General features: G+C 70.9%; 23 protein-coding genes and 1 tRNA gene. 11 read left to right on the forward strand and 13 right to left on the reverse strand.

Features of this window, described 5'->3' with window-relative positions; genetic code table 11:
* Positions 1-73: 73 nt before the first annotated feature.
* The 3 genes from ACGFNI_RS16405 to pdhA are packed head-to-tail and all read right to left on the reverse strand — an operon-like array spanning position 74 to position 3,734.
* Positions 74-1,522, reverse strand: coding sequence for a dihydrolipoamide acetyltransferase family protein (locus ACGFNI_RS16405; RefSeq protein WP_393684307.1), 1,449 nt, complete (start codon positions 1,520-1,522; stop codon positions 74-76).
* Positions 1,522-2,556, reverse strand: a complete 1,035-nt coding sequence (locus tag ACGFNI_RS16410) for an alpha-ketoacid dehydrogenase subunit beta (protein ID WP_393684309.1) — start codon at positions 2,554-2,556, stop codon at positions 1,522-1,524. The genes ACGFNI_RS16405 and ACGFNI_RS16410 overlap by 1 nt, the downstream gene beginning before the upstream one ends.
* Positions 2,553-3,734, reverse strand: coding sequence for a pyruvate dehydrogenase (acetyl-transferring) E1 component subunit alpha (gene pdhA / locus ACGFNI_RS16415; RefSeq protein WP_393684310.1), 1,182 nt, complete (start codon positions 3,732-3,734; stop codon positions 2,553-2,555). The genes ACGFNI_RS16410 and pdhA overlap by 4 nt, the downstream gene beginning before the upstream one ends.
* Before the next feature lie 224 nt (positions 3,735-3,958).
* Here pdhA and ACGFNI_RS16420 point away from each other — a divergent pair, with 224 nt between their 5' ends.
* On the forward strand, positions 3,959-4,507 hold the full coding sequence (locus ACGFNI_RS16420; protein ID WP_393684312.1) for an Lrp/AsnC family transcriptional regulator: 549 nt from the start codon (positions 3,959-3,961) through the stop codon (positions 4,505-4,507).
* Positions 4,508-4,607: 100 nt separating this feature from the next.
* Here the strand turns inward: ACGFNI_RS16420 and ACGFNI_RS16425 are convergent, their stop codons facing one another.
* Positions 4,608-5,198, reverse strand: a complete 591-nt coding sequence (locus ACGFNI_RS16425) for a TetR/AcrR family transcriptional regulator (protein ID WP_393684651.1) — start codon at positions 5,196-5,198, stop codon at positions 4,608-4,610.
* A 797-nt stretch (positions 5,199-5,995) separates the two neighbouring features.
* On the opposite strand from ACGFNI_RS16425, the gene paaN reads away from it, so the two are divergent.
* Positions 5,996-7,678, forward strand: a complete 1,683-nt coding sequence (gene paaN / locus ACGFNI_RS16430; protein ID WP_393684314.1) for a phenylacetic acid degradation protein PaaN — start codon at positions 5,996-5,998, stop codon at positions 7,676-7,678.
* Between the two features lie 85 nt (positions 7,679-7,763).
* Here paaN and ACGFNI_RS16435 read toward each other — a convergent pair whose 3' ends face one another.
* Genes ACGFNI_RS16435 through ACGFNI_RS16445 form a run of 3 tightly spaced genes read right to left on the reverse strand, consistent with a single transcriptional unit; the run spans position 7,764 to position 10,572 of the window.
* The gene (locus ACGFNI_RS16435) at positions 7,764-8,480 is read right to left on the reverse strand and encodes a TrmH family RNA methyltransferase (protein ID WP_393684316.1); all 717 of its coding nucleotides are present in this window, start codon (positions 8,478-8,480) and stop codon (positions 7,764-7,766) included.
* Positions 8,477-9,907 (reverse strand): HTTM domain-containing protein, encoded by a 1,431-nt coding sequence (locus ACGFNI_RS16440; protein WP_393684317.1) that lies wholly within the window; start codon positions 9,905-9,907, stop codon positions 8,477-8,479. Before ACGFNI_RS16440 ends, ACGFNI_RS16435 begins: the two co-directional genes overlap by 4 nt.
* Positions 9,904-10,572, reverse strand: a complete 669-nt coding sequence (locus ACGFNI_RS16445) for a DUF5819 family protein (RefSeq protein ID WP_393684318.1) — start codon at positions 10,570-10,572, stop codon at positions 9,904-9,906. The genes ACGFNI_RS16440 and ACGFNI_RS16445 overlap by 4 nt, the downstream gene beginning before the upstream one ends.
* Positions 10,573-10,811: 239 nt before the next feature.
* On the opposite strand from ACGFNI_RS16445, the gene ACGFNI_RS16450 reads away from it, so the two are divergent.
* The gene (locus ACGFNI_RS16450; RefSeq protein WP_393684319.1) at positions 10,812-11,945 is read left to right on the forward strand and encodes an acyl-CoA dehydrogenase family protein; all 1,134 of its coding nucleotides are present in this window, start codon (positions 10,812-10,814) and stop codon (positions 11,943-11,945) included.
* Between the two features lie 173 nt (positions 11,946-12,118).
* Here the strand turns inward: ACGFNI_RS16450 and ACGFNI_RS16455 are convergent, their stop codons facing one another.
* From ACGFNI_RS16455 to ACGFNI_RS16465, 3 genes are all read right to left on the reverse strand, one after another.
* Complete coding sequence (locus ACGFNI_RS16455; RefSeq protein WP_393684653.1) at positions 12,119-12,448, reverse strand: rhodanese-like domain-containing protein; 330 nt, start codon at positions 12,446-12,448, stop codon at positions 12,119-12,121.
* 25 nt (positions 12,449-12,473) lie between these two features.
* A complete protein-coding gene (locus ACGFNI_RS16460) occupies positions 12,474-13,451 on the reverse strand; it encodes a J domain-containing protein (protein WP_393684321.1) in 978 nt (325 codons plus the stop codon).
* Positions 13,452-13,566: 115 nt separating this feature from the next.
* Positions 13,567-14,847 carry an ABC transporter permease gene (locus ACGFNI_RS16465; RefSeq protein ID WP_393684322.1) on the reverse strand — a complete coding sequence of 427 codons (1,281 nt, stop codon included), beginning with the start codon at positions 14,845-14,847 and terminating at the stop codon, positions 13,567-13,569.
* 125 nt (positions 14,848-14,972) lie between these two features.
* On the opposite strand from ACGFNI_RS16465, the gene ACGFNI_RS16470 reads away from it, so the two are divergent.
* On the forward strand, positions 14,973-15,407 hold the full coding sequence (locus ACGFNI_RS16470) for a MarR family winged helix-turn-helix transcriptional regulator (RefSeq protein ID WP_393684324.1): 435 nt from the start codon (positions 14,973-14,975) through the stop codon (positions 15,405-15,407).
* A 42-nt stretch (positions 15,408-15,449) separates the two neighbouring features.
* Here the strand turns inward: ACGFNI_RS16470 and ACGFNI_RS16475 are convergent, their stop codons facing one another.
* The gene (locus ACGFNI_RS16475; protein ID WP_393684325.1) at positions 15,450-15,812 is read right to left on the reverse strand and encodes a winged helix-turn-helix transcriptional regulator; all 363 of its coding nucleotides are present in this window, start codon (positions 15,810-15,812) and stop codon (positions 15,450-15,452) included.
* A gap of 133 nt (positions 15,813-15,945) precedes the next feature.
* On the opposite strand from ACGFNI_RS16475, the gene ACGFNI_RS16480 reads away from it, so the two are divergent.
* Complete coding sequence (locus tag ACGFNI_RS16480) at positions 15,946-16,596, forward strand: FMN-dependent NADH-azoreductase (protein WP_393684326.1); 651 nt, start codon at positions 15,946-15,948, stop codon at positions 16,594-16,596.
* Positions 16,597-16,704: 108 nt separating this feature from the next.
* On the opposite strand, the gene ACGFNI_RS16485 is transcribed toward ACGFNI_RS16480, so the two are convergent.
* On the reverse strand, positions 16,705-17,907 hold the full coding sequence (locus ACGFNI_RS16485) for an MFS transporter (protein WP_393684327.1): 1,203 nt from the start codon (positions 17,905-17,907) through the stop codon (positions 16,705-16,707).
* Positions 17,908-18,043: 136 nt separating this feature from the next.
* Here ACGFNI_RS16485 and ACGFNI_RS16490 point away from each other — a divergent pair, with 136 nt between their 5' ends.
* Entirely contained in the window at positions 18,044-18,940 is an 897-nt protein-coding gene (locus tag ACGFNI_RS16490; RefSeq protein ID WP_393684329.1) for a LysR family transcriptional regulator, read from the forward strand.
* 207 nt (positions 18,941-19,147) lie between these two features.
* Here ACGFNI_RS16490 and ACGFNI_RS16495 read toward each other — a convergent pair.
* Positions 19,148-19,231: transfer RNA gene (locus tag ACGFNI_RS16495), tRNA-Leu, on the reverse strand.
* A gap of 503 nt (positions 19,232-19,734) precedes the next feature.
* On the opposite strand from ACGFNI_RS16495, the gene ACGFNI_RS16500 reads away from it, so the two are divergent.
* The 5 genes from ACGFNI_RS16500 (at position 19,735) to ACGFNI_RS16520 (ending at position 25,664) form a co-directional block, all read left to right on the forward strand.
* A complete protein-coding gene (locus ACGFNI_RS16500) occupies positions 19,735-20,565 on the forward strand; it encodes an FhaA domain-containing protein (RefSeq protein WP_393684331.1) in 831 nt (276 codons plus the stop codon).
* A gap of 10 nt (positions 20,566-20,575) precedes the next feature.
* Complete coding sequence (locus ACGFNI_RS16505; protein WP_393684333.1) at positions 20,576-21,100, forward strand: FHA domain-containing protein; 525 nt, start codon at positions 20,576-20,578, stop codon at positions 21,098-21,100.
* A gap of 132 nt (positions 21,101-21,232) precedes the next feature.
* The gene (locus tag ACGFNI_RS16510; protein ID WP_393684335.1) at positions 21,233-22,789 is read left to right on the forward strand and encodes a Stp1/IreP family PP2C-type Ser/Thr phosphatase; all 1,557 of its coding nucleotides are present in this window, start codon (positions 21,233-21,235) and stop codon (positions 22,787-22,789) included.
* 23 nt (positions 22,790-22,812) lie between these two features.
* Complete coding sequence (locus tag ACGFNI_RS16515) at positions 22,813-24,198, forward strand: FtsW/RodA/SpoVE family cell cycle protein (protein ID WP_393684336.1); 1,386 nt, start codon at positions 22,813-22,815, stop codon at positions 24,196-24,198.
* On the forward strand, positions 24,195-25,664 hold the full coding sequence (locus tag ACGFNI_RS16520; protein WP_393684338.1) for a peptidoglycan D,D-transpeptidase FtsI family protein: 1,470 nt from the start codon (positions 24,195-24,197) through the stop codon (positions 25,662-25,664). Before ACGFNI_RS16515 ends, ACGFNI_RS16520 begins: the two co-directional genes overlap by 4 nt.
* Positions 25,665-25,747 lie beyond the last annotated feature (83 nt).

Raw genomic sequence — 25,747 nt, forward strand, 5'->3', positions numbered from 1 at the left:
GGGCGCCACCGGCTCCCGGCGCACCCCGGGGTGCGCGCCCCGGGTGCGCATCCCGGCCGCCGCCCGTGCCCGCCTACAGGTTGCGCAGCAGCAGCGCGGGCTGCTCCACGCAGTCGGCGACATGCCTCAGGAAGCCGCCGGCCGTGCCGCCGTCGCACACCCGGTGGTCGAAGGTGAACGAGAGCTGGACGACCTGACGGACGGCCAACTCGCCTTCGTGCACCCAGGGTTTGGCGGCTATCCGGCCCACGCCGAGCATCGCGGCTTCGGGGTGGTTGATGATCGGTGTGGAGCCGTCCACCCCGAAGACGCCGTAGTTGTTGAGGGTGAAGGTGCCGCGGGTCAGGTCGGCGAGGGAGAGTCCGCCGGAGCGTGCGCTGTCGGTGAGGCGGGCGATCTCTTCGGAGAGCCCCGCGACCGTGCGGGCCTGGGCGTCCCGCACCACCGGCACCACCAGACCCCGGTCGGTCTGCGCGGCGAACCCGAGGTGGACCGCGGGCAGCCGGACGATCTCCTGGCTCTCGGTGTCGATCGTCGCGTTCAGCTCGGGGTACCGCGCCAGTGCCGCGGTGCAGATCCGGGCCAGCAGCGCGAGCAGTGACACCTTGGGGGCGCCCGGGGTGTTCATCGCCCTGCGGGCGGCGAGGAGTTCGGTGGCGTCGGCGTCCACCCAGCAGGTCGCGTCCGGGATCTCCCGGCGGCTGCGGCTGAACTTCTCGGCCGCAGCGCCGCGCATCCCCCGGAGCGGAATGCGTTCGCCCTCCGCCGGGGCCGGGGGCTCGGGTGCCGCCCCCGGGGCGGAGCGGGTGCCGAGGGCCGTTGCGGGTGCGGGCGGCGCGGTCACGGTGGCCGGGCCGACGAGACCCGCGGTGGCTCCGGAGGCTGCCGCTTCCCGCTGCCGGACCGCGCGCTCGACATCCGTTCGCAGGATCAGACCGTCCCGCCCGCTGCCGTGCAGTGCGCTCAGGTCGAGGCCGTGTTCCCGTGCCATGCGGCGCACCAGCGGGGAGATGACGGCCACCGAGCGGCACTGCCCGGACGTCTCGGCCCGCTCGTGCACCTCCGCCACGGCCCCGGTCCTGGCGTCGTCCGCGAGGCCCGTGCCGCCGCCGTTGGCCTTGGTGGTGCCGGGGCCCGGCCTGACGCGACGGCGGCGGGATGCGGATGCGCTGGTTCCGTAGCCGACCAGCACGTTCCCCGAGCCCTCGGCCTGCGGCTCCGGGGAAGCTTCCGACGGCGCGGTGGGCGCCGGCTCCGCGTCATCGGGCTCCGAGGACGCACCGACGGCGACGGTCAACAGGGGTGCTCCGACCGGGAGATCGGCGCCCTCGTCGCCGAAGCGGGCGGTGACCACGCCGCCGTACGGGCAGGGCACCTCCACCATCGCCTTGGCCGTCTCGACCTCGACGACCGGCTGATCCACGGCCACCACCTCGCCGACCTCGACCATCCACTGGACGATGGTGGCTTCGGTGAGCCCCTCCCCCAGGTCAGGCAGGGTGAATTCACGGACCACAGCCATCACTCCCCCCTTCCTTCGATCCAGTCCGACTCCCACTGGAGCCGGGCGACCGTATCGAGAATCCGGTCCACACCAGGGAGATGATGCCTCTCCAGCATGGGCGGCGGATACGGAATGTCGAATCCCGCCACCCGCAGCACCGGCGCCTCCAGGTGGTGGAAGCAGCGCTCCGTGATGCGGGCGGCGATCTCGCCACCGGGGCCGCCGAATCCGTGGGCTTCGTGGACGACGACGGCCCGGCCGGTGCGCCGTACCGACGCGCAGACGGTCTCGTCGTCGAACGGCATCAGGGACCGCAGGTCGACCACTTCCAGATCCCAGCCCTCCGCACGGGCCGCCTCCGCGGCTTCCATGCAGACCGGCAGCGAGGGGCCGTAGGTGATCAGCGTGGCGTCCGCGCCGCGGCGGCGTATCGCGGCACGGCCCAGGGGCTCGACCGGCTCGGGATCATCGGGCGACCAGTCGGACTTCGACCAGTAGAGCCGCTTGGGTTCGAGGAAGACGACCGGGTCGTCGGAGGCGATGGCGGCCCGCAGCAGGCCGTAGGCGTCCTCGACCGTGGCGGGGGTGACCACCTGGAGCCCGGGGGTCGCCAGGTAGTACGCCTCGGACGAGTCGCTGTGGTGCTCGACACCGCCGATGCCGCCGCCGTACGGGATGCGGATGGTCAGCGGCATCGGCAGGGCGCCGCGGGTGCGGTTGCGCATCTTGGCGACGTGGCTCACCAGCTGCTCGAACGCCGGGTAGGCGAAGGCGTCGAACTGCATCTCGACGACCGGCCGCAGCCCGTACATGGCCATGCCGACGGCCGTGCCGAGGATGCCTGCCTCGGCCAGCGGGGTGTCGCTGCACCGGTCCTCGCCGAACTTCTCGGCCAGGCCGTCGGTGACGCGGAAGACACCGCCCAGGGTGCCCACGTCCTCGCCCATGACGTGGACGGCGGGGTCGTCCGCCATGGCGTCGTGCAGCGCGCGGGTCAGTGCCTGCGCCATGGTGGCGGGCTTGCGCGCGGTGGCCGGTGCGGTCGTCGTCATGGCCGGGCCTCCTGGGCGGGCTCGTTGCCGGCTTCGGTTCCGGCGGCCTCCGCGGCCAGCTCGGCACGCAACTGTGCCGCCTGTTCGCGCAGTTGGCCGGACTGCTCGGCGTAGACATGGGGGAACAGGTCCATCGGGTCCAGGGTCGGGTCCTGGTTCATCCGCTCCCGCAGGTCGGCGGCCATCGCCTCGGCGCCGTCCCTGGTGGCGGCCACGAAGTCGTCGGACAGCAGGTCGCGGGAGGCCAACTCGCGCTCCAGGAGGGCTATCGGGTCGTGTGCCCGCCATGCCTCGACCTCGGATGCGGCGCGGTAGCGCGTGGCATCGTCGGCGTTGGTGTGCGCCTCGATGCGGTAGGTGACGGCCTCGACGAGGGTCGGGCCGCCGCCGTTGCGGGCCCGTTCGACGGCCTCGGTGAGGACTTCGTGCAGGGCCGCTGCGTCGTTGCCGTCCACCAGGCGGCCCGGCATGCCGTAGCCGACCGCCTTGTGGGCGAGCGAGGGCGCGGCGGTCTGCTTGGCCAGCGGCACGGAGATCGCGAATCCGTTGTTCTGGACGAGGAAGACGACCGGTGCCTGCCAGACGGCGGCGAAGTTCAGGGCTTCGTGGAAGTCGCCCTCGCTGGTGCCGCCGTCGCCGACCATGGCCATCGCGACCACGTCGTCCCCCTTGAGGCGGGCGGCGTGCGCCAGCCCCACGGCGTGCGGGAGCTGGGTGGCGAGCGGGGTGCACAGGGGGGCGATCCGCCGCTCGCGGGGGTCGTAGCCGGTGTGCCAGTCGCCCCTGAGGAGCGTCAGTGCCTGCACCGGATCCAGGCCGCGGGCCACGGCGGCGAGGGTGTCGCGGTAGCTGGGAAAGAGCCAGTCCTGCTCTTCCAGGACGAGCGCCGCCGCCACTTCGCAGGCTTCCTGGCCGGTGGACGACGGGTAGACCGCCAGGCGGCCCTGCCGGGTCAGGGCGGTCGCCTGGGTGTTGTACCGCCGGCCGCGTACGAGCTGTTCATAAAGCCTGGTCAACAGGGCGGGGTCGAGCTTGCGGGCGGCGTCCGTCCCCAGGACGCGATGGGGTTCAGCGTCCGGCAGGAGAGGCGCCGGATCGACGCGCGGACGCCAGGCGGGCGCAGGGCCGGGCAGGGCGCCCTTGTTCCTGCTGCTGCCGGGCTGCTCAAGGACCGTCATGACGAGCACCTCCTCGAATCGAAGGGGTGGCGCGAAGCGCCTCATATGGGGTGGGGGCGGGCGACGGATGGGCAGGATCGCCAAGGCCGGGCCGAGCGACCCCGTCCCTACCGATTGTTCGGTCGCCAGCACATTTTGGCTACAGGCGGGCCCAGCCTGTGGACAAACGGTTCTCCACAGCTTGAGATGAAGTCAGGGCGTCCACCAAGGGGAGGCGGGACCACATGCCGGAGGAACAGATGGCCAATCCCGGCGGGGCGCCACCGGCGGCGCCCGGAACGACCGCACCGGGATCGTCCGCGACGGGCCCTTCCGTGCCGCCCGCGCGTCCGCTGGACACCATCGACCGCTCGATCCTGCACCTGCTGCAGACCGACGGACGGGCTTCCATCCGCTCCGTCGCCGACCAGGTGCACGTCTCGCGCGCCAACGCCTACGCGCGCATCAACCGGCTGATCGACGACGGCGTCATACGCGGTTTCAGCGCCCGCGTGGACCAGGAACGAGCAGGTCAGGGCGCATCCGCCTACATCACGCTGAAGATCGTGCAGAACTCCTGGCGTACGGTGCGCGAGCAGCTCACCGCGCTCCCCGGCGCCTCGCACATCGCGCTGGTCAGCGGCGATTTCGATGTCCTGCTGCTGGTGCACACCAAGGACAACCGGGAGCTGCGGGAGCTGGTGCTGACCCGGATCCAGTCGATTCCCGAAGTCCTCAGCACCCGCACGCTGCTGGTGTTCGAAGAGACCGGTCTGGGGCCCCAGCAGCAGTGAGGCCCGCTCCGGAACCCTGCCGGATGCCGGGCGGCCAGGAGGCGCACGGGCGCACGCCCCTCACCCGGTGAGGAGGATCCGACGAGCAGGGGCGGTTCCGTCAGGAGGTGCGCAGTCCCGCGAACGCCGTACGGACGACCGCCTCGGCGACCTCGTCCCTGCTGGCCGCGCCGCCGCGCCCCGGGCGGTACCACTCCACAATCGAGTTGATCATGCCGAAGAGCAGCCGGGTCGCCAGCGGAATGTCGACGTCCGCCCGCAGGTCGCCGTCGGCGGCGGCCAGCTTCAGCAGACCGGCGACCTTGTGGTCGAATTCCCGGCGGCGTTCCATGGCCCACCGCTCGGTGTCGGTGTTGCCCCGCACCCGCAGCAGCAGCGTCACATACGGCAGTTCGTCCATCAGCACCTCGGCCTCGCGCCGGGTCACGTACTCCAGGCGCTCGATCGCCCGCCCCTCGACGGCACCCGGCTCCTCCAGCACCCCGAACAGCCCGTCCAGGGCGCGGCTTATCGCCCGGCGCAGCAGCTCTTCCTTGCTGCGTACGTGGTGGTAGATCGAGGACTTGGAGATTCCGGCCGCCTTGGAGAGGTGCTCCATGGATGTGCCGTCGTACCCGCGCTCGTTGAACACCTCGGCGGCGACCGCGAGCAGCGAATCGGGCGTGTAGGTGTCGCGCTTGGCCATGGTCATGATTAGAGCACTCATTCCTCTTGGTCTGCACGGCGCCGCAGGGCGCGGGGACGGCACGCGGGTGCCGCCGGTGTACCGGTGGTGCAGGGAGTCCAGCACATCCCGGATCCAGGACGCACCACAACGCCCGGTCCGCTCCACGGGCCGCCGGGCCCCGGCCGGTCGGCACGGTCCGACCGCCCCACCGGCCGGCACCGCCGCACTCGCGCCGTGAACAGGCCCTGCGTTTCCGTGAGTTGCCCCAGGGGCGCTCCGGCGAGCAGGGAGGCATGAACGGCCGCAGGGGGCGAGAGCCGACCGCGGGAGGGGAGCGGGCCTCCGCGCGCCGGATCCCGCCGATGCGCCGGGATCCGGCCTTTCTCGGCACGCCGGTCCGGCCGACGCACGGCCTCCGCCACGGCCCGTCCGGCACGGCCCGTCCGGCACGGCACCGCGTCGTGCCCCGGAGCCGCACGATGCGGCCGGCACCCACGGCCACCTGCGGGAACCCGTGTCCCACGGCCCTCACGCCCACCGCCGCAAGGGCGCCACCCGGCCCGGTTCCCGCCACGCCGACCGCCCCTCCCCGACCGAGTTATCCACAGGCTCACCGGACCCTCTTGCACCGACCGATCGTTCGGTTACTCTAACTCCATCGCCCTAGTACCTCCCACCTACGCACATCCACCGACCCCACACTCCCTGCCCGCACTCTCACCTCCGCTCCTTCCGCCTCCGTCCCCATCCCTCCACCGCGCCCCACCGCGCGCCCTTTCCCTGTTCGCTCTCCGCCCGGCTCGACGAGGAGTTGGTCATCGATGGCCGCCGAAATGACCGCAGCGCAGTTGATCGAAAAGCACCGCCCGACCCTCGACCAAGCGCTGGAGACGATCCGCACCCGCGCGTACTGGTCGCCCCATCCCGAGCACCCGAAGGCGTACGGCGAGACCGCGGCGCCCGACGGCGTGGCCGCGTTCGAGGCGCTGCGCGGCACCCGCTTCGAGCTGGACCAGCCCGGTACGAACGACTGGGTCGGCCAGGAAGTGTCGCCGTACGGACCGGAGTTGGGCATCAGCTATCCGCACCCCGACGTGGATGTGCTGCTGCCGGCCATGCGCGACGCGATGCCTGCCTGGCGGGACGCAGGGCCCGGGGTACGGGCGGCGGTCTGTCTGGAGATCCTGGCGCGGATCAGCGCCCGCACCCACGAGTTCGCCCAGGCCGTGATGCACACCAGCGGCCAGGCGTTCATGATGGCGTTCCAGGCGGGCGGGCCGCACGCGCAGGACCGCGGCATGGAGGCGGTCACCTACGCGTACGCCGAGCAGACCCGCACCCCGCAGCAGGCCCCCTGGTCCAAACCCCAGGGCAAGCGCGACCCGCTGGAGCTGGCCAAGTCCTTCACCGCCGTGCCGCGCGGCGTCGCGCTGATGATCGGGTGCAACACCTTCCCGACGTGGAACGGCTACCCGGGCCTGTTCGCCTCGCTGGCCACCGGCAACCCAGTGCTCGTCAAACCGCACCCGCGCGCCGTACTGCCGCTGGCGCTGACGGTACGGGTGGCGCGCGAGGTGCTCACCGAGGCCGGCTTCCCCGCCGACCTGGTGTGTCTGGCCGTGGACCGCCCCGATGAAGGGCTCGCCAAGACCCTGGCGGTCCGCCCCGAGGTCCGCATCATCGACTACACCGGGTCGACCGCGTTCGGCGACTGGCTGGAGGCCAACGCCCGCCAGGCGCAGGTCTACACCGAGAAGGCCGGCGTCAACACCGTCGTGATCGACTCGACGGACGACTACAAAGGCATGCTCGGCAACCTCGCCTTCTCCCTGTCGCTCTACAGCGGCCAGATGTGCACCACCCCGCAGAACCTCCTCATCCCCCGGGACGGCATCACCACCGAAGCGGGCCCCAAGTCGTACGACGAGGTGGTCACCGATCTCGCGGGCGCGGTGAGCGGCCTGCTCGGCGACGACACACGCGCCAACGCGCTGCTGGGCGCGATCGTGAACCCGCAGGTGAAGGCGCGGATCGACGCGGCGTCCGGGCTGGGCGAAGTGGCCCTGGCAACCCGGGCGGTGGCCAACCCGGAGTTCCCCGGGGCGATGGTGCGTACACCGGTGATCGTCAAGCTGGACGGCGCGAAGCCGGAGGACGAAGCGGCCTACCTCTCGGAGTGCTTCGGCCCGGTGTCCTTCGCCGTGGCCGTCGACTCCGCGGCCGACGCGGTGGAGCTGCTGCGGCGCACGGTCCGGGAGCAGGGCGCCATGACCGTCGGCGCGTACACCACGTCCGCCGAGGTGGAGGACGCGATCCAGGACGTCTGCCTGGAGGAGTGCGCCCAGCTGTCGCTGAACCTGACCGGCGGCGTCTATGTGAACCAGACCGCGGCGTTCTCCGACTTCCACGGTTCGGGCGGCAATCCGGCGGCCAACGCGGCGCTGTGCGACGGCGCGTTCGTGGCGAACCGCTTCCGGACGGTGGAGGTACGCCGCCCGGCGTGACGCGGACACCAGGTCCCCGGGGCGCGGCAGTGCCCCGGGGAGACGGCCGGACGGCGTCCGGGGTACGCGGGCGGGCGGGCGGCCGTCAGGAGGTGCCGGGTGCCTCGATCACGGCGTGCCGGCCGATCCAGGCGTGCATGGCGATGGCTGCCGCGGCACCCGCGTTGATCGAGCGGGTCGACCCGAACTGCGCGATCGAGCAGACCACGGACACATGCCGGCGCGCCTCCTCCGTCAGCCCGGGGCCTTCCTGCCAGAAGAGCAGCACACAGCGGCGCGGCAGCTCCGTCGTCTCCAGCGGGACGGCGCCGGGGAGGTTGTCGATCCCGATGATCGGCAGCCCCTCGGACGCGGCCCAGGCGGTCAGGTCCTCGGTGCCGGGGTGATGGCGGACGTGCTGGTAGCGGTCGGTCACCATCGCGCCGCGGCGGTTCCAGCGGCGCCGTCCGACGATGTGGATCTCCCGGGCCAGGAAGGCGTTGGCGGTCCGCACCACCGAACCGATGTTGAAGTCGTGGCCCCAGTTCTCGACCGCCACGTGAAAGTCGTGGCGCCGGGTGTCGAGGTCGGCGACGATCGCCTCGCGCGTCCAGTAGCGGTACCGGTCGACGACATTGCGCCGGTCGCCCTGCGCGAGCAGCTCCGGGTCGTAGCGGTCGTCCCGGGGCCACGGCGCCGGGTGCGGCCCGACGCCGATCTCCTGGCCGAAGCCCTCGTCGTACTGGACCGGCTCGGTCGGGGCGCCCGGCTCCCCTGCGGCCTCGGGGCGCTGCTCGGCCGGGGCGGTTTTCTCGCTGCTCACCCCACGAGCGTATGGCCCCCGCCGGAGCCGTGCGTACGGGCCTCCGGTTCGTCGTCCCCTGGCGCCGCGGCCGGGCGTGCCGGACCGCCCCCGGAGAACAACCGCCGGCGCAGCGCCGAGATCCGGTCGGAGAGCCAGGTCAGGAAGTTCGTCGGCAGGAAGACGGCGTCGGCGGCGATCATCGCGAGGGAGAAGAACGGCAGCCCCAGCAGGAACGCGATCGACAGGTGTTCGCAGATCATCGCGACCAGCAGGACGTTCTTGAGGCGGCGGTTGAACAGCGTGAACGGGAAGGCGACCTGCACGATCACCGTGCCGTAGGTCAGCAGCATGACCAGCAGCCCGCTGTCGCCCAGCAGCCGGGACAGTTCGGGCCAGGGCGAGAAGTAGTCCAGGTGCATCGGGTAGTAGACGGCCGTGCCGTCCTGCCAGCGCGATCCCTGGATCTTGTACCAGCCGGCGGTGGAGTAGACGAGGCAGACCTCGACCATGATCACCAGCAGGGCGCCGTTGTGCGCGAGCTTGGCGAGCACGTCGAGAACGATCCGCGGCTCCCCGGGTGCGTAGCGGTTCGCGGCCCACCACAGGCCGTGCCCGGCCCACAGGATCCACAGCGCGAGGCCCCAGCCGAGATCCGGGAACGGCCCGCCGTCGAACCAGCCCAGGCCCTGGCAGCCCAGCAGCTGCGCGGTGGCCAGGGCGAGCCCGGAGACGGTCCACAGCAGCATGCCGGGCAGGTCCCGTCCCGGGGCGGCGTCGGTGCCGGGGGCGTCGGACGCCGCGGCGTTCCTGGCAGCCGCCCGCCGGGCGCGGCGGGCGTCCAGGGACCACACCTGGCCGCACCGGGTCAGCACCAGGTACATCGACATCAGGTGGATGACGTTGTCTCCGCCGTCACCGATGAAGATGCTGCGGTTCTGCAGCGACAGCACGCCGATCATGAAAAGCACCGACATGGTGCGGGTGCGCCAGCCCACCATCAGCAGTGCGGCGGAGACGATGGCCAGCAGGTAGACGCACTCGAACCAGCCGCGCCCGTCGGACCAGGCCAGCACGGAGAATGCCTGGTTGCCGTCGAGCATCCGGCGCGCCATGTCGAGGCTCCAGGGGCCGTCGGGCCCGTAGAGCTCCGCGCGATGCGGCCATTCCCTGAGCAGGAACAGCAGCCAGGTCGCCGCGAAGCCGATACGGATCACGGCGGTCTGGTACGGGGCCATGGCCCGGCCGGTGACCTGCCGGAAGCCGCGGCCGATGGTCCGCTCCAAGCGCGTCTCCGTCACGAGGCCGGTGGGCGGGGGCGGGGCGGCGGGCTCGCCCGGAGACTCCGGTGACCGCGAGGGCCCCGGAAGACCGGCCGAGTCCGGCGCTTTCGACGCGGCCGACGATTCCGATGATTTCGGTGATTTCGGTGAGTGCGGCACGGTCACTTGGTCGTCGCCCCCTCGGGCAGGTCGGCTGCGGTGACCTGCCACCAGGGCAGCACCCGGAACTCGGGCTTGTTGCTGATCTTCTCCGTGCTCCACGGAGGCGGCATGACCGGCGTCGTCTTCGAGCGGACCTGTATCCGTTCGACCTGCCCGTCCTTGGCCCACTCGGCGCCCATCCGCTGCATCATGATCCGCCGGATGTAGCGCTCGGCCAGCTCACCGCGCTGCCCGTTGGGGCGGTTCTGCGCGTCGTGCGAGCTGAGGAAGTTCTCCCAGCCGCGGCGCAATTGGTTCTGCTGGGAGTGGCTGGGGAAGAGGTTGTGACGGATCGCCTGCCCGTCGCGGGCGGTCAGATCGGTCCAGCCGGTGGTCCGCAGACCGCCGTCCCGGGTCCGCAGCTCCGCACGGACCTGCACCGCGATGTTCTGCTGGAGAGGGTTCGGCGCGAACAGTCTCCAGTTCTGCTCGTACTCGGGATAGACGTAGTCGCCGATCAGCTTCCCTTGCGATTTGCTGAGCGTGTTCGACGGCGCGACGTGCAGAAACATCATGGCCAGGTGGATCGCCACGGCAACCGCCACGGCACTGGCCGCCACACATATGACGATCCGCGAGGGTAGCGAGAGCGCGGCCACCGGCCGCGTTTCGTCCCCGTATGACTGCATTCCCGCCCCGTTCCCAGAATCCCGCTCGGCTGACTCCGCCACGGAACCGTACCCAGGCCGCCCCCACCGGGCACAGCCTCACCGAGTTATCCACAGGGTTTGACCCCCGCACCGCACCCCTCCCACCATGGAACCGAACGATCGGTCGCCAGCTCACGCCTCGCCCGCCATTCCCAATTCCTGCAACCTGTTCTAACTTGACACTCCGTCAGGTCGAAGCGCCCCGGAAGGACGGACCAGTGGACTTCACCTTCGCCGAGGAGCAACAGGCCGCGCTCGAAGCGGCGAAAGCCGTCTTCTCCGGGGTCGCACCCGACAGCGTGCCAAGCCCCGCGCTCACCCCAGGCGCGGTCGCCGACGACTTCGACCGCACGCTGTGGCGGACCCTCGCCGACGCCGACCTGCTGAGCCTGCTGATAGCGCCCGAACACGGCGGCGCCGGCCTCGACCCGGTGGCCCTGTGCCTGGTGCTGCGCGAATCGGCGAAGGTACTGGCGCGCGTCCCGCTGCTGGAGTGCGGCGCCGCGGCACTCACCCTCCAGCACCACGGCTCGGACGCACTGCGCGCCGAGATACTGCCCCGCATCGGAACCGGCGAGCTGGTGGTGACCGTCGCCTCCGGAGGACGCACCGGGCACGAAGCCGCCGAACTCGCCGTGGACGCACGCCCCGAGGACGAGCACTGGATACTCGACGGCGTACAGACGGCAGTCCCCTGGGCCCACGGCGCGGACCACATCCTGCTGCCCGCGCACACCGCCGACGGCCGGGCGATCCTCGCGCTGGTCCCGCCCACCCGAACCGGCGTCACGCTCGACGCACAGATCTCGACGAACGGCGAGCGATACGCCGAGGTCCGGCTGGACGCCGTACGCGTCACAGGCCGGGAGACCCTCACCGACCCGGCGGCCTGGGACCAACTGCGGCTGCTGCTGACCACCGGCACCTGCGCACTCGCACTGGGCCTGGGCGAAGCCGTACTCACCATGACCGCCGACTACACGAGCAAACGCGAACAGTTCGGCTTCCCGGTCGCCACCTTCCAGTCGGTCGCCGTCCAGGCGGCGGACCGCTTCATCGACCTACGGGCGATGGCGGCCACCCTCTGGCAGGCCGCGTGGCGCATCAGCACCGACACGGACGGGGCCCTGCCACCCGCCGGGGACGTCGCGGTCGCCAAGATCTGGGCATCGGACGGCATACGCCGGGTCGTCCAGACCGCGCAGCACCTGCACGGCGGCTTCGGCGCGGACACCGACTACTCACTCCACCGTTACCACGCCTGGGCCAAGCAACTGGAGCTGTCCTTGGGCCCCGCCGCCGCCCATGAAGAAGCTCTGGGGGATCTGCTGGCCGATCACATGTTGGCGTGAGGTGGGAGGGGAGTAGGGGGTAGGTGGGGCGCTTGAGGCTTGGCGCCTGAGACTTGGGCGGGGCGGCCGTATCGGGAGGTGGGGGAGGGGTGGGGCGGGGGGGGAGAAGAGGAAAGGCCCCGCCAGAAAGCGGTCCGGTCCACCCCGGCCGCCCCACCCCCAACCAAGCGCCCTCAGATAACCGTTCCCGCGCCACCCCGGCCATCCGTGACCGGACGGCCGGCGGCCTCCCACGCCTGCATGCCGCCGTCGACGTTCACCGCTTCGACGCCCTGCTGGACGAGGTACTGCGTGACCTGCGCGGACCGCCCGCCGACCCGGCAGAGCACATAAACCTTGCCGTCCGCGGGCGCGGCCTCGGTCAACTCCCCATAACGGGCGACGAATTCGCTCATCGGGATGTGCAGCGCGCCTTCGGCATGCCCCGCTTCCCACTCGTCGTCCTCGCGCACGTCCAAGAGGAAGTCCTGGGACGTGAGCGCGTCGACACCGACCGTGGGCAGAGAACCAAATCGCATGTCCCCGACGCTACCCGACCAGCTGGGCGAGGCGGGTCTCGCGCTCTGCGACATCGGCGAGCAGCTTCTCGGCGATCTCGTCCAGCAGGGCGTCCGGATCCTGCGGCGCCATCTTGATCATCGCGCCGATCGCGCTTTCCTCCAGCTCGGCGGCGACGGCCGCCAGCAGTTCCTTGCGCTCGGCCAGCCACTCCAGCCGTGCGTACAGCTCCTCGCTCTCGCTGAGCCGCTCCTCAGCGGGCGCCGGTCCTGCCTCCCACTCCTTCGCCAGCTCGCGCAGTGCCGCCTCATCCCCCGCGCCGTACGCGGCGTTGACCCGCGCGATGAAGGCATCCCGACGCTCCCGCTCCGCGTCGTCACGCGCCAGGTCGGGGTGTGCCTTGCGCACCAGATCGCGGTACGCCTTGCGGGCGTCCTCGCTGGGCCGCACCTTCTGCGGCGGCTGTACCGGCTGCTCGGTGAGCATCGCCTGCGCCTCGGGGAACAGCCCGTCCGACCCGATCCAGCCGTGGAACAGCTCCTCGACATTCGGCATCGGCAGCACCGAAGCACGGGCCTCGCGTGCCTTGCGGACGTCCTCCGGATCGCCGGTACTGGCCGCGACCGCCTCGGCGATCTGCGCGTCCAGCTCGTCCAGCCGCGCATACATGGGGCCAAGCCGCTGGTGGTGCAGCCGGGAGAAGTTCTCCACCTCCACCCGGAAGGTCTCCACCGCGATCTCGAACTCGATCAGCGCCTGCTCGGCAGCCAACACCGCCTTCGCCAGCCGCCGGGTCGCCGCGTCCTCGGCGGCCCGGTCCCGCTCACTGCCGCCAGGTGCCTCCGCATCCCCGGACGCGCCGCCCTCACCGGACACCACATGCTCGCCGGACCCACCAGGCACCCCCGGCTCGCCCGCCTCCCCCGGTCCATCGGTGACGTACGCCGCTCCCTGGGCGTCCGTTCGGTGCTGGCCGTCCTGCGCGTTCTCCGCGTGCGAGTTCGTCACCCGGCCAGCGTACGGCCCTCTCCCCGACGCCCGGTTCAGCGGCTGGTCGGCCCGCTTCCGCCACTGCTCGACGAGCCCCTGCTACGGCGGGAACGCCCGCTCCCCTCACACCCCGCTACACCCCCACAGCCTCCTCCATCTCCTCTTCCTCAGCCTCGGCCTCAGCGTCCGCGACCCGCCCTCGCCGCCCCCGGCCATCCACCACATCCGCCTGCTCCGCATGGCGTGCGCCCTCGGTCACCGTCGCGGCCACCGCGGCAGCCGCGACGGCGGTGGCCCGTTCCGCTGCCGCTTCCTCGGCGGTCTTCCTGCGGTTCTCGGTGAGGCCGGCGATGGCGGCCACTGCCGCACCGATGACCAGCCAGATCACCAGCGTCCAGACGTGCCCGGCCAGTCCGTAGCCGTCGAAGTAGACGTGGCTTCGGGTGCCCTCCACGAAGCCTGCGCCGTTCCAGAACGAGTGCAGGGCCGCGAAGAATCCGTTCTGCATCTCGGGCCGGAAGATGCCGCCCGACGAGGTGAAGTTGAGCATCACGAACAGAGCCATCACGCCGAGCGTGGTCCAGCGCTTGAGGAAGGTGTGCAGCCCCGTTCCGATCAGCAGGATGCCGGCGGAGTACAGCCAGGCCATGCTCCACAGGCCCCACATGCCGTGGTCGACGAGGTGGAAGACCGGGCCGGCGAAGAGCGTCCCGATGATGCTGACGACGAAGGAGGTGCCGACGGCCAGCAGGGCGCGCAGCCGCATCGGCAGCGCCGCCCCCGCGCCGCCGATCACCGCGACCGATGCGTACGAGCCGATGCTGATCGCGACCAGCAGGAAGAAGATGCCCTGGCCGGTCGGGTCGTGCTGCACGGTCGGTGCGACGTCGGTGACCTTCAGGGGCCGGTCCTGCTGGGCGGCGACGGGGGTGAAGACCTTCTGCACCACGGAGGCGGTGGTGTCCGACCCGGCGGTCGCGACCATCAGTTCCGGCGCGGGTCCGGCCGTGCTCGCGGTCTTGGCCGGGCGGGCGGAGTCGTCGCCGCGGGCGGCCGTTCCGCTCTTTCCGTGGGGGAGGTAGGCGCCGAAGATGTCCTGGTGCCGCAGTTGTCCGGTGGCCGTCGCGCGGTCGGGGACGGTGCGTACCTCCAGGTCACCGCCCGTTTTGTCGTTGATCGACTGCGCCAGCAGCTGCGCGCTCTGCCCTGAACCGACGACCGCGACCGGCAGGTGGTGCGGTGCCGGATCGGCGAACGCCCCGAGGTAGGCCAGGCCCATCCCGATGCACATCAGCAGCGGGGTGACCAGGTGCAGCAGGACGTGGCGCAGCCCGGCCGCGTGGGGGTTGCGGCGGTCGGGGCGGTGATCAAGTCCGTGATCACGGTGGCGGTCGGAACGGCGGACCGGACTCATGGTGCCTTCTCAAGCTAGTCGGCTCGGATACAGCCAATAGATGGCTTTTACAACTCTTAGTGGTTGGCTTATACAACTCCCAAACCACGTTGTACTATACAACTACTTCAACGAAAGGCAACCTCGTGGCCCACCGCGACGACTCCGTCGAGACCATCCAGCAGGAGCTGACCGCCTTCGCCCGGCGGGCCCGCGCCACCGCGGCCCGCATCCACCCGGAGCTGTCGCTGGTCTCGTACACCCTGCTTGCGCACCTCGATGACCAGCAGGGATGCCGGGCAACGGACCTCGCGGCGCACTACCTCCTGGACAAGTCCACGGTCAGCAGGCAGATCGCCGCGCTGGAGAAGCTCGGGTTCGTCGAGCGCCGTCTGGACCCTGCCGACCACCGCGTCCAGGTGCTGCATCCCACAGCGGAGGGCGCCCAGGTGCTGGACAACGCCTCGAACAGCCGCCGACAGGCATTCCACGAGCGGCTGGCCGACTGGAGCGAGGCGGATCTCAACCGCTTCGCGCTGTACCTGCTGCGCTACAACGCCGCCCAGGAACGGCTCGGCTGACCGCCACCGCCCCATGGCGGCCCGGCGCCGCCCCGGTGCGCGCTACTTCCGGAAGCGCTCCGGGCACTGCCCGCCCTCGGCCAGGTAGGTCTCGGCCCAGCGGGCCAGCTCCTTGAGCGAGGGCTCCATCGCCCGGCCCGCCTCCGTCAGCCGGTAGGCGACCCGCAGCGGAGGTCCGGCGTCCACTTCGCGCACCACCAGGCCGGTCGCCGCCAGCTCCATGAGGCGGTCGGACAGCATCCGCTCACTGATGCCGGGAATCGCCCGTCGCAGGTCGGCGAAGTGCACAGGGCCCGGCATCAGGGTGGCGACGATCAGGCCGGTCCAGCGTTTCCCGAACAGCTCGAAGACGCGCGTCATGCCGCCGTCGACCTGCCTGCACGTCGCCTCGCTGTGATCCGCCATGCCCTCAGCGTACCGCTTTCCCGTTGGCTACTGCGGAAAAGTAAGTCCCTGTGTTATGAATAGTGACGTACGGAATTCAACCATCGTGCCGCGGCCTCGCCCGCCGGCCGCGAACCCCTGAGGAACGATCACCATGGCCACGCTTCTGCACCTCGACTCCTCCGTCTTCCCCGAGACCGGCTCCGCCTCCCGCGCCGTGACCGCGGCCTTCCGCGACGCATGGCAGGCGCAGCACCCCGACGGCACCGTCATCTACCGCGACCTGGCCGCCGACCCGCTGCCGCACATCGACGGGATCGCCGCGTCCGCCGGCTTCTCCGACCCCGCGACCCACTCCCCCGAGCAGCAGGCCGCCTTCGCGCTGCGCACCCGGCTCGCCGAGGAGCTGGAGCAGGCCGACGCGATCGTCATAGGCGCGCCGATGTACAACTTCACGATCCCCTCGACGCTCAAGGCATGGCTCGACCAGGTGATCATCATGGGCCGCACGGCCGGAGCCGAGCCGTCCGCCAAGGGCACCCCGGTCACCGTCGTCGCCAGCCGCGGCGGTTCGTACGCCCCGGGGACGCCCCGTGCGGGCTCCGACTACGTGCAGAACTACCTGGAGACCGTGCTGGGCGACGGCTTCGGCCTGGAGGTCGACTTCATCGTCCCGGAGCTGACCATGGCGCCCGCCAACCCGGCGATGGCCGAGCTGATCCCGCAGTACGAGGCTTCCCGCGAGAAGTCCCTCCAGGACGCCGCGTCGAAGGGCAAGGCCGTCGCCGAGCGCGCCGCCGCCTGACGCCACGGCCACCGTGCCGGCCCACGGCACCGGCCCGCCCCGGGAGCGCCGCCTTCCCCGCGCGCCCCGGGGCGCCGCGTACCAACGGCCCCCGGGAGGCCGCCGCCGTCATCCCGCCGCCGGCGCCCGTCCGACGCCCGCGGTCACCAGCGCCCCCACCACGAGCACGCCGCCCAGCCGGAGCACGCCCACGGCGCCCCAGCCGTCCGCCGCCCGGCCACCGGCCAGCGCGCCCAGGGCGATGGCACCGTTGAACACCGCCACGAAGAGGGCCGAAGCCGCCTCACGCCCCTTGGGCGCCGCGGCCATCAACCAGGTCTGTGTGCTGACCGACACGCCCCCGTAGGCGAGCCCCCACACCGCGAGCGCCACCGCGCCCCCCGCGACGCCCCACGCGCGCCCGCACACCGGCATCAGCAACACTGCCCCCGCCAGCACCGCGCAGATCACCAGCAACGCACCACGCGGCGACCGGGCCGCCCCCGCACCGGCCACGAAGTTGCCGACGAGCCCGGCGACGCCGAACACCAGCAGCAGGCTGCCGACCTGCGCGGCACCGGCCCCCGCCACCTCCTCCAGCACCGGCCGCACATACGTGTAAGCCGCGAAATGGCCCGTCACCAAGAGCGCCACCAGCACCAGCCCGGTCCGCACCGACGCCCTGCCGAACAGCGCCAGCACCCCGCCGAGCCGCACCGCACCGGTGGACGGCAGCGACGGCAGCAGCAGGGCGAGCGCCCCGGCCACCACACCGCACACCGCGCCCATCGCCACGAACGCCGCACGCCAGCCGCCGAGTTCACCGACCAGCGTGCCCGCCGGTACGCCCAGCACCGACGCGGCGGCGACACCGCTGAAGATCAGGGACGTCGCCGCGGGCACCCGCCCCTCCGGCACCAGCCGCACCGCGAGCCCCGCCGCGAGCGCCCACACCCCGCCCATCCCCAGGCCCACCAGCACCCGGGCCACCAACAGCACCACGACACCCGGAGCAGCCGCCGCCAGCAGATTCGCCGCCGCCAGCGTCCCCATCAGCGCGATCAGCACGGCACGCCGGTCCCACCGCCCCACCAGCATCGTCAGCAACGGTGCCGACACCGCGGCGACCAGCCCGGTGACGGTGAGCGTCAGCCCCGCCGTCCCGTCCGAAACCCCCAGGTCCCCGCCGATCGGCGTGAGCAGCCCCACCGGCAGCATCTCCGACGTCACCACCGTGAACGTCGCCGCCGCCAGCACTCCCACGGCCGGCCAGCCGCCCCCGGGGCGCCCCAACACGCCTTCTTCCCCCGCCACTTCACCGGTCTTCGTCATGCCCCCAGCCAACGCCCGGCCGCCACGGGGAACAACGCCGAAGTTCTCACCCTTCCATGAGCAGGACTCATGGATCTTCCACGAGCAGAGCTTCCCGGCCGGCCGCCGCCGCGACCGGTCAGGCACCACCGAAGGGATGCCCGTGAGCGGCATGGAGCTTCGCGAACTGGAGTGCTTCCTCGTACTCAGCGAGGAACTGCACTTCGGCCGTACCGGCGAACGGCTCCGCCTCTCGCAGAGCCGCGTCAGCCAACTGCTGCGCGCCCTGGAGTCCCGCATCGGCGCCCGCCTCGTGGACCGCACCAGCAGACGGGTGTGCCTCACCCCTCTGGGAGAGGACTTCCGCACCACCCTGCGCCCCGCGTACGCGACCCTGCACGCCGCCTTCGACGCCACCCGCAGCGCCGCCCGGGGCATCGAGGGCACCCTCACCATCGGCTTCCAGGGCACCGCGGACGACCGCATCATGCGCGCCATCGACACCTTCCACACCCGGCACCCCGGGTGCGTCACCTCACTCACCGAAATCCCGCTGTGCGACCCCTTCGGCGCGCTGCGTGCGGGCACGGTCGACATCGCTGTGGCTCTGCTGCCGGCCGCCGAACCCGACCTCGTCATCGGCCCGGTCTTCGCCGCCCAGCCGCAGACCCTCGCGCTCTCCGTACGGCACCCGCTCGCCGCGCGCTCCGCCCTCACCGCGGAGGACCTCGCGTCCGTACCGCTGATCTCCATCGGCGGCCCGGCTCCGGCCTACTGGCGCCGGGCGCAGGCCCCCACGGCCACCCCTGGAGGCCGCCCGATCCCTCCGGGCCCCTCCGTCGGCACCCTCCAGGAGGGCCTCACCCTGGCCGCCACGGGCCGCGGAGCGATGCTGCTGTGCCGCCCCACCGCCGACTATCACGGCCGCCGGGACCTGACCTTCCTCCCCGTGTCCGGCCTGCCGGGCTCCGTCCTCGGGCTGCTCCACCGCGGCGCACACGAGACCGCCAGGATCCGCGCCTTCGGCACCGCGGTCGCGGACGTGCTGACGTAGCCCGCAACTCCCCTGCCCACCGCCGCCATCGGGCTTCCCGACGGCGGAGCGCGCGGCCAACTGCCTTACGGGGTACGGAGGATCGCGGCCACGACGCCCCGCGAGCGATAGCTTCCGGACAGGAATGGCCGGCGAGCGCGGCCGTTTCCGGACACAACGAGAGACCCCCGGTCTCCGGATTTCTCCGGAGACCGGGGGTCTCATCTGTGCGCGAGGGGGGAGTTGAACCCCCACGCCCTTTCGGGCACTGGAACCTGAATCCAGCGCGTCTGCCTATTCCGCCACCCGCGCATGGGTGCTGCCGAATGATCCTCTCACGCGATCCGGGCTTTTCGGTCCGGGTCTTGTGCGAGCGCCTTCCGACATGCAGAACATTAGCACGGCGTGGCGGGTGGTTTCACCTGCCCTTTCGTCGCCCCCGCAGCACGGCCCGCCGGCCCCTTCCCGACGGCCGGCCGGTGTGGAAAGGTCCGGCACCCGGAGCGGACGCCGGCGCACCCGCCGTCCCAGGTGACCCGGCATCCCCGGGCCGGACGGACACCGGCCGGACAAGGTCTCGGCCCCCCGCCCGGCAAGAGAGGTCGGCGGTTGCGGGACACTGTCTTCCGGGCACATCTACGATCGCAGTGCACAAGCAACCGGCCGAGGAACAAGGAAGCAGCGGGCAACCCTGTGTGGGGCGACACTCGTCACTCCGGGCGGGAAAGGGGAACCAGCCGATTTCCCGACGCGTGGATACGATCAGTAAGCAGTATCAGGACGACCCTGACGAAGCCTGAGGAAGGAGGTGTCCCGTGGGAGTACTGAAACGCTTCGAGCAGCGTCTTGAGGGGCTCGTCAACGGCACCTTCGCCAAGGTGTTCAAGTCCGAGGTGCAGCCCGTTGAGATCGCCGGTGCGCTCCAGCGCGAATGCGACAACAACGCCACCATCTGGAACCGCGACCGCACGGTCGTCCCCAACGACTTCATCGTCGAACTGAGCACCCCCGACTACGAGCGGCTCAGCCCCTACAGCGGGCAGCTCGGTGACGAGCTGTCGGGCATGGTCCGCGACTACGCCAAGCAGCAGCGGTACACCTTCATGGGTTCGATCAAGGTGCACCTGGAAAAGGCCGACGATCTCGACACCGGCCTGTACCGCGTCCGCAGCCGCACCCTTGCCTCCAGCTCATCCCAGGAACAGCCGGGCCAGGCAGCCGGCCCGCGCGCCTCTTCGGCGCCGCGCGGCGGCTACACCGGCGGAGGTCACGTGGGCCCGCCCCCCATGCCCTCGTCCCCGCCTCCCGGCGCGCAGCCCGTACCCCGTACGGCGCCGCCGGGTGCAGGACCGCAGCCGCACGCACAGACCAGGCGCTGGGTCGAGATCAACGGCACCCGCCACCAGATCTCGCGCGGCACTCTCGTGCTGGGCCGCAGCACCGACGCCGACGTACGGATCGACGACCCCGGGGTTTCCCGGCGGCACTGTGAGATCCGTGTCGGCACGCCCCCCACGATCCAGGATCTGGGCTCCACGAACGGGATCGTGGTGGACGGGCAGCACACCACCCGCGCTAATCTCCGCGACGGTTCGCGGATCGTCGTGGGCAGTACCACCATCGTTTACCGGCAAGCCGAAGGGTGAAGCGGGGGCAATGTCAGAGCTGACCCTCACGGTCATGCGGTTGGGTTTCCTCGCCGTACTGTGGCTGTTCGTCATCGTGGCCGTTCAGGTCATCCGCAGCGATCTGTTCGGCACGCGCGTCACACAGCGCGGCGCCGCCCGGCGGGGCGGCCAGGAGGCGCGTACCCAGCGCCAACCCGCCACTCCACCGCAGCAGCGCCGCCAGGACGGCGGTCGCGGCAACAACCGCCAGCGCCGCGGTGCCCCCACCAAACTGGTGGTTTCCGAAGGCACCCTGCAGGGCACCACCGTCGCGCTCCAGGGCCAGACCATTTCGCTGGGCCGCGCGCACGATTCCACGATCGTCCTGGACGACGACTACGCGTCCAGCAGGCATGCCAGGATCTATCCGGACCGTGACGGCCAGTGGATCGTCGAGGACCTCGGTTCCACCAACGGCACGTATCTGGACCGGAGCCGGCTCACCACGCCGACCCCGATTCCGCTGGGAGCCCCGATCCGCATCGGCAAGACCGTCATCGAGCTGCGGAAGTAGTACGACAATGAGCGAGCGGAGCGAGCGAGCCGCGGCGGTCCACTCGACGGACCCGAGCGTGCTCCCGACCGGAGGGTGGGCAGTGTGGCTCGACGAGACCGGCTGTACCCCGAGCCGACGGGTGAGGTGCGCATGAGTCTGTCACTGCGCTTCGCCGCCGGATCGCACAAGGGCATGATCCGCGAGGGCAACGAGGACTCGGGCTATGCGGGCCCGCGCCTGCTGGCCATCGCCGACGGCATGGGCGGCCAGGCGGCCGGCGAGGTCGCCTCGTCCGAGGTGATCTCCACCCTGGTCCAGCTCGACGACGACGTCCCCGGCTCGGACATCCTCACCTCCCTGGGGACGGCCGTGCAGCGCGCCAACGACCAGCTGCGGGTGATGGTCGAGGAGGACCCCCAGCTGGAGGGCATGGGCACGACCCTGACCGCCCTGCTGTGGACGGGTCAGCGCCTCGGCCTGGTGCACGTCGGCGACTCGCGCGCCTACCTCCTGCGGGACGGCCAGCTCACCCAGATCACCCAGGACCACACCTGGGTGCAGCGGCTCGTCGACGAGGGCCGGATCACCGAGGAAGAGGCCACGACCCACCCGCAGCGCTCGCTGCTGATGCGGGCGCTGGGCAGCGGCGATCACGTCGAGCCCGACCTGTCCATCCGGGAGGTCAGGGCCGGTGACCGGTACCTGATCTGTTCGGACGGGCTGTCCGGCGTGGTCAGCCAGCAGACGCTGGAAGAGACCCTCGCCAGCTATCACGGCCCGCACGAGACCGTGCAGGAGCTGATCCAGCTCGCGCTGCGCGGCGGCGGCCCCGACAACATCACCTGCATCGTCGCCGACGTCCTGGACGTCGACGGCAACGAAGCCCTGGCCGGGCAGCTCAACGACACCCCGGTCATCGTGGGCGCGGTCGCCGAGAACCAGAACCAGCTCAACGACCCGAGCACGCTCCAGACTCCGGCCGCCCGCGCCGCCGAGCTGGGCCGCAACAGGGACGTCCCGCAACAGACCGCCCCTGGTGGCGCGTTCGGGCCGCCCGGAAGCGGTGACGGTGACATCGCCGGGCCGCCGCAGGGCTCGTTCGGCGCGTTCACCGACGAGGACTTCCTCAAGCCCGAGCGGCGCGGGAAGTGGCTCAAGCGGTCGCTGATCGCCGTCCTCGCGCTGGCCGTCGTCGGCGGTGGTCTCTACGGGGGCTACCGCTGGACGCAGACCCAGTACTTCGTCGGCGCCAAGGACGATCACGTCGCGCTCTACCGGGGTCTCAGCCAGGACCTCGCGTGGATCTCGCTGAACAAGGTCGACAAGGATCACCCCGAGATCGAACTCAAGTACCTACCGGTGTACCAGCAGAACCAGGTCAAGGAGACGATCCCGGCCGACAGCCGCGACGAGGCGACCGAGAAGGTCACCGAGCTGGGCAAGCAGGCCGGCGCCTGCCTCGACAAGGCACAGCGGGAAGCCGCCGAGCGCGCCGCCGCGAAGGCCAAGGGCCAGGGCCAGGCCGGCGGTACGCCGGGCAGCAAGCCGGGCAGCAAGCCCACCACCCCCGGCAGCAAGACCGGGAAGGCCGGCACCAGCGGCACCGTCGGCACGCTCGCGGCGACACCGACTCCCACTCCCACCACCAGCCAGGCCCCCTCCGAGGAGCAGCAGAAGCTGGAAAAGAATTGCAGCACCCAGCAGTGAGGGCGTAGGGGGCCGTTACTTTTATGAGCAGCAGTACCACCAACACCACCACCATCGGCACCATCGGAGCGCCCAGCCGCCGTAACACCGAGCTGGTCATGCTCGTCTTCGCGGTGCTGATTCCGGTGTTCGCGTACATCAACGTCGGCCTGGCCAAGGAGCACACCGTCCCGGCCGGCGTCCTGGGCTACGGCCTCGGCCTCGGACTGCTGGCCGGGGTCACCCACCTCGTCGTCCGCAAGTGGGCGCCGTACGCCGACCCGCTGATGCTGCCGATCGCCACGCTCCTGAACGGTCTGGGCCTGGTCTTCATCTGGCGCCTCGACCAGGAACCCTCACTGGGCAAGGCGATGGCGCCGAACCAGATGATGTGGTCCACCCTCGGCGTCGCGCTCTTCCTCGGCATCCTGATCTTTCTCAAGGACCACCGCGTCCTCCAGCGCTACACCTACATCTCCATGGTCGTCGCGCTGGTCCTGCTGATCGCCCCGATGTTCTTCCCGGGCGTGAACGGCGCCAAGATCTGGATCACCATCCCGGGCCTCGGCTCGCTCCAGCCCGGAGAGTTCGCGAAGATCATCATCGCGATCTTCTTCGCCGGCTATCTCATGGTGAAGCGGGACGCGCTGGCGCTGGCCAGCCGCCGCTTCATGGGCCTCTACCTCCCGCGCGGACGTGACCTCGGCCCGATCCTCGTCATCTGGGCGCTGAGCCTGATGATCCTGGTCTTCGAGACCGACCTGGGCACCTCGCTGCTCTTCTTCGGCCTCTTCGTCGTCATGCTGTACGTCGCCACCGAGCGCACCAGCTGGATCGTCTTCGGCCTGCTGCTCAGCGCGGGCGGCGCGGTCGCCGTGGCGACCTTCGAATCACACGTCCAGGAACGTGTGCACAACTGGCTCAACCCACTGGCACTGCTCAACGGCGGCGTCACCGAGACCGCACAGGCCATGTACGCCTTCGGCTCCGGCGGCATCCTCGGCTCCGGCCTCGGCCAGGGCTACTCCCGGCTGATCCTCGGCATCGCGCCGAAGAGCGACTACATCCTCGCCACTGTCGGCGAGGAGATCGGCCTGGCCGGCCTGATGGCCGTCCTGCTGCTGTACGGCCTGCTGATCGAGCGCGGTCTCCGTACGGCGCTGGCGGCCCGCGACCCGTTCGGCAAGCTGCTCGCCGTCGGCCTGTCGGGCGCCTTCGCGCTCCAGGTCTTCGTCGTCGCCGGCGGCGTGACGGGCCTGATCCCGCTGACGGGTATGACGATGCCGTTCCTCGCCCAGGGCGGTTCCTCCGTGATCGCCAACTGGGCCCTGGTCGCGATCCTGCTCCGCATCAGCGACACCGCGCGGCGGCCCGCCCCGGCCCCCGCTCCGTCCACCGACGCCGAGATGACCCAGGTGGTCCGTCCGTGAACAAGCCCCTGCGCCGGGTCGCGATCTTCTGCGGCCTGCTCGTGCTCGCTCTGCTCGTCCGCATCAACTGGGTGCAGTTCGTGCAGGGCGACGAACTCAAGAACGACAAATACAACCGCCGGGTCGCCATCGAGCGCTACAGCACCCCGCGCGGCGACATCATCGTCGACGGCAAGCCGGTCACCGGCTCGACGACCACCGGCAGCGGCGACTTCAAGTACAAGCGGACGTACACGAACGGCAAGATGTGGGCGCCGGTCACCGGCTACGCCTCACAGGCGTTCGACGCCAACTTCCTGGAGAAGCTCAACGACTCCATCCTGACCGGCACCGACGACAAGCTCTTCTTCAGTCGCACGGTCGACATGCTCAGCGGCGGCAAGCAGGAGGGCGGCAACGTCGTCACCACCCTCAGCGGCAAGGCCCAGAAGGCCGCCTTCGAGGGGCTCGGCGACAAGAAGGGCGCGGTCGCCGCGATCAACCCGGAGACCGGCGCGATCCTGGCGCTGGCCACCGCCCCGTCGTACGACCCCTCCACCTTCGCGGGGATGACCGACAAGGACTCCAAGGCGTACAACGCGCTCCAGAGGACGAACAACCCGGACGACCCGACGCTCAACCGGGCGCTGCGCCAGACCTACCCGCCCGGCTCCACCTTCAAGGTGGTCACCGCGTCGGCGGCCCTGGAGAACGGCCTCTACACCGACATCGACGCCAAGACGCGCTCGCCGCTGCCCTGGACGCTGCCCGACACCGCCCACCAACCGCTGAACAACGAGGGCGACCTCCCCTGCGAGAACGCCAGCCTCCGCGAGGCGCTGCGGGTGTCGTGCAACACCGTCTTCGGCAAGATCAGCGCCGACCTGGGCAACAAGGCGATGAAGGAAGAGGCGGAGAAGTTCGGCTTCAACAACCCGAAGGTCGACACCCCGGTCCGGGCGTCCGAGAGCGTCTACCCGAAGGACAACCGGCCGCAGAACGCCATGGCGGGCATCGGCCAGGCGTCCAACCGCGCCACTCCGCTCCAGATGGCCATGGTGACCGCCGCGATCGCCAACGGCGGCAAGCTCATGCAGCCGTACATGGTCGAGAAGCTGGTCGCGCCGAATCTGAACGTCGTGCAGCAGCACACTCCCAAGGAGATGAGCAAGCCGCTGTCGCCGGAGAACGCGCAGAAGGTCCAGGACATGATGGAGACCGTGGTCGAGAAGGGCACGGGAACCACCGCCCAGATCGACGGCGTCAAGGTCGGCGGCAAGACGGGTACCGCCCAGCACGGCGAGAACAACAAGGACAACCCGTACGCCTGGTTCATCTCCTACGCCAAGACCGACAAGGGCACCCCGGTCGCCGTCGCCGTCGTCATTGAGGGCTCCGACACACTTCGCAACGACATCGCGGGCGGCAAGCTCTCCGCCCCGATCGCGAAGAGCGTGATGGAAGCGGTGCTCAGCGACAAGAAGTGACCCTGGGCATGGCCATACCGGTCGGATATCAGCTTGCGGCTACGGCCCGGCCCGGAGCAGTGCGCCGGGTACGGTATGCCCGG

This window comes from Streptomyces sp. NPDC048644 (assembly GCF_043199105.1).
Lineage (GTDB): Bacteria > Actinomycetota > Actinomycetes > Streptomycetales > Streptomycetaceae > Streptomyces.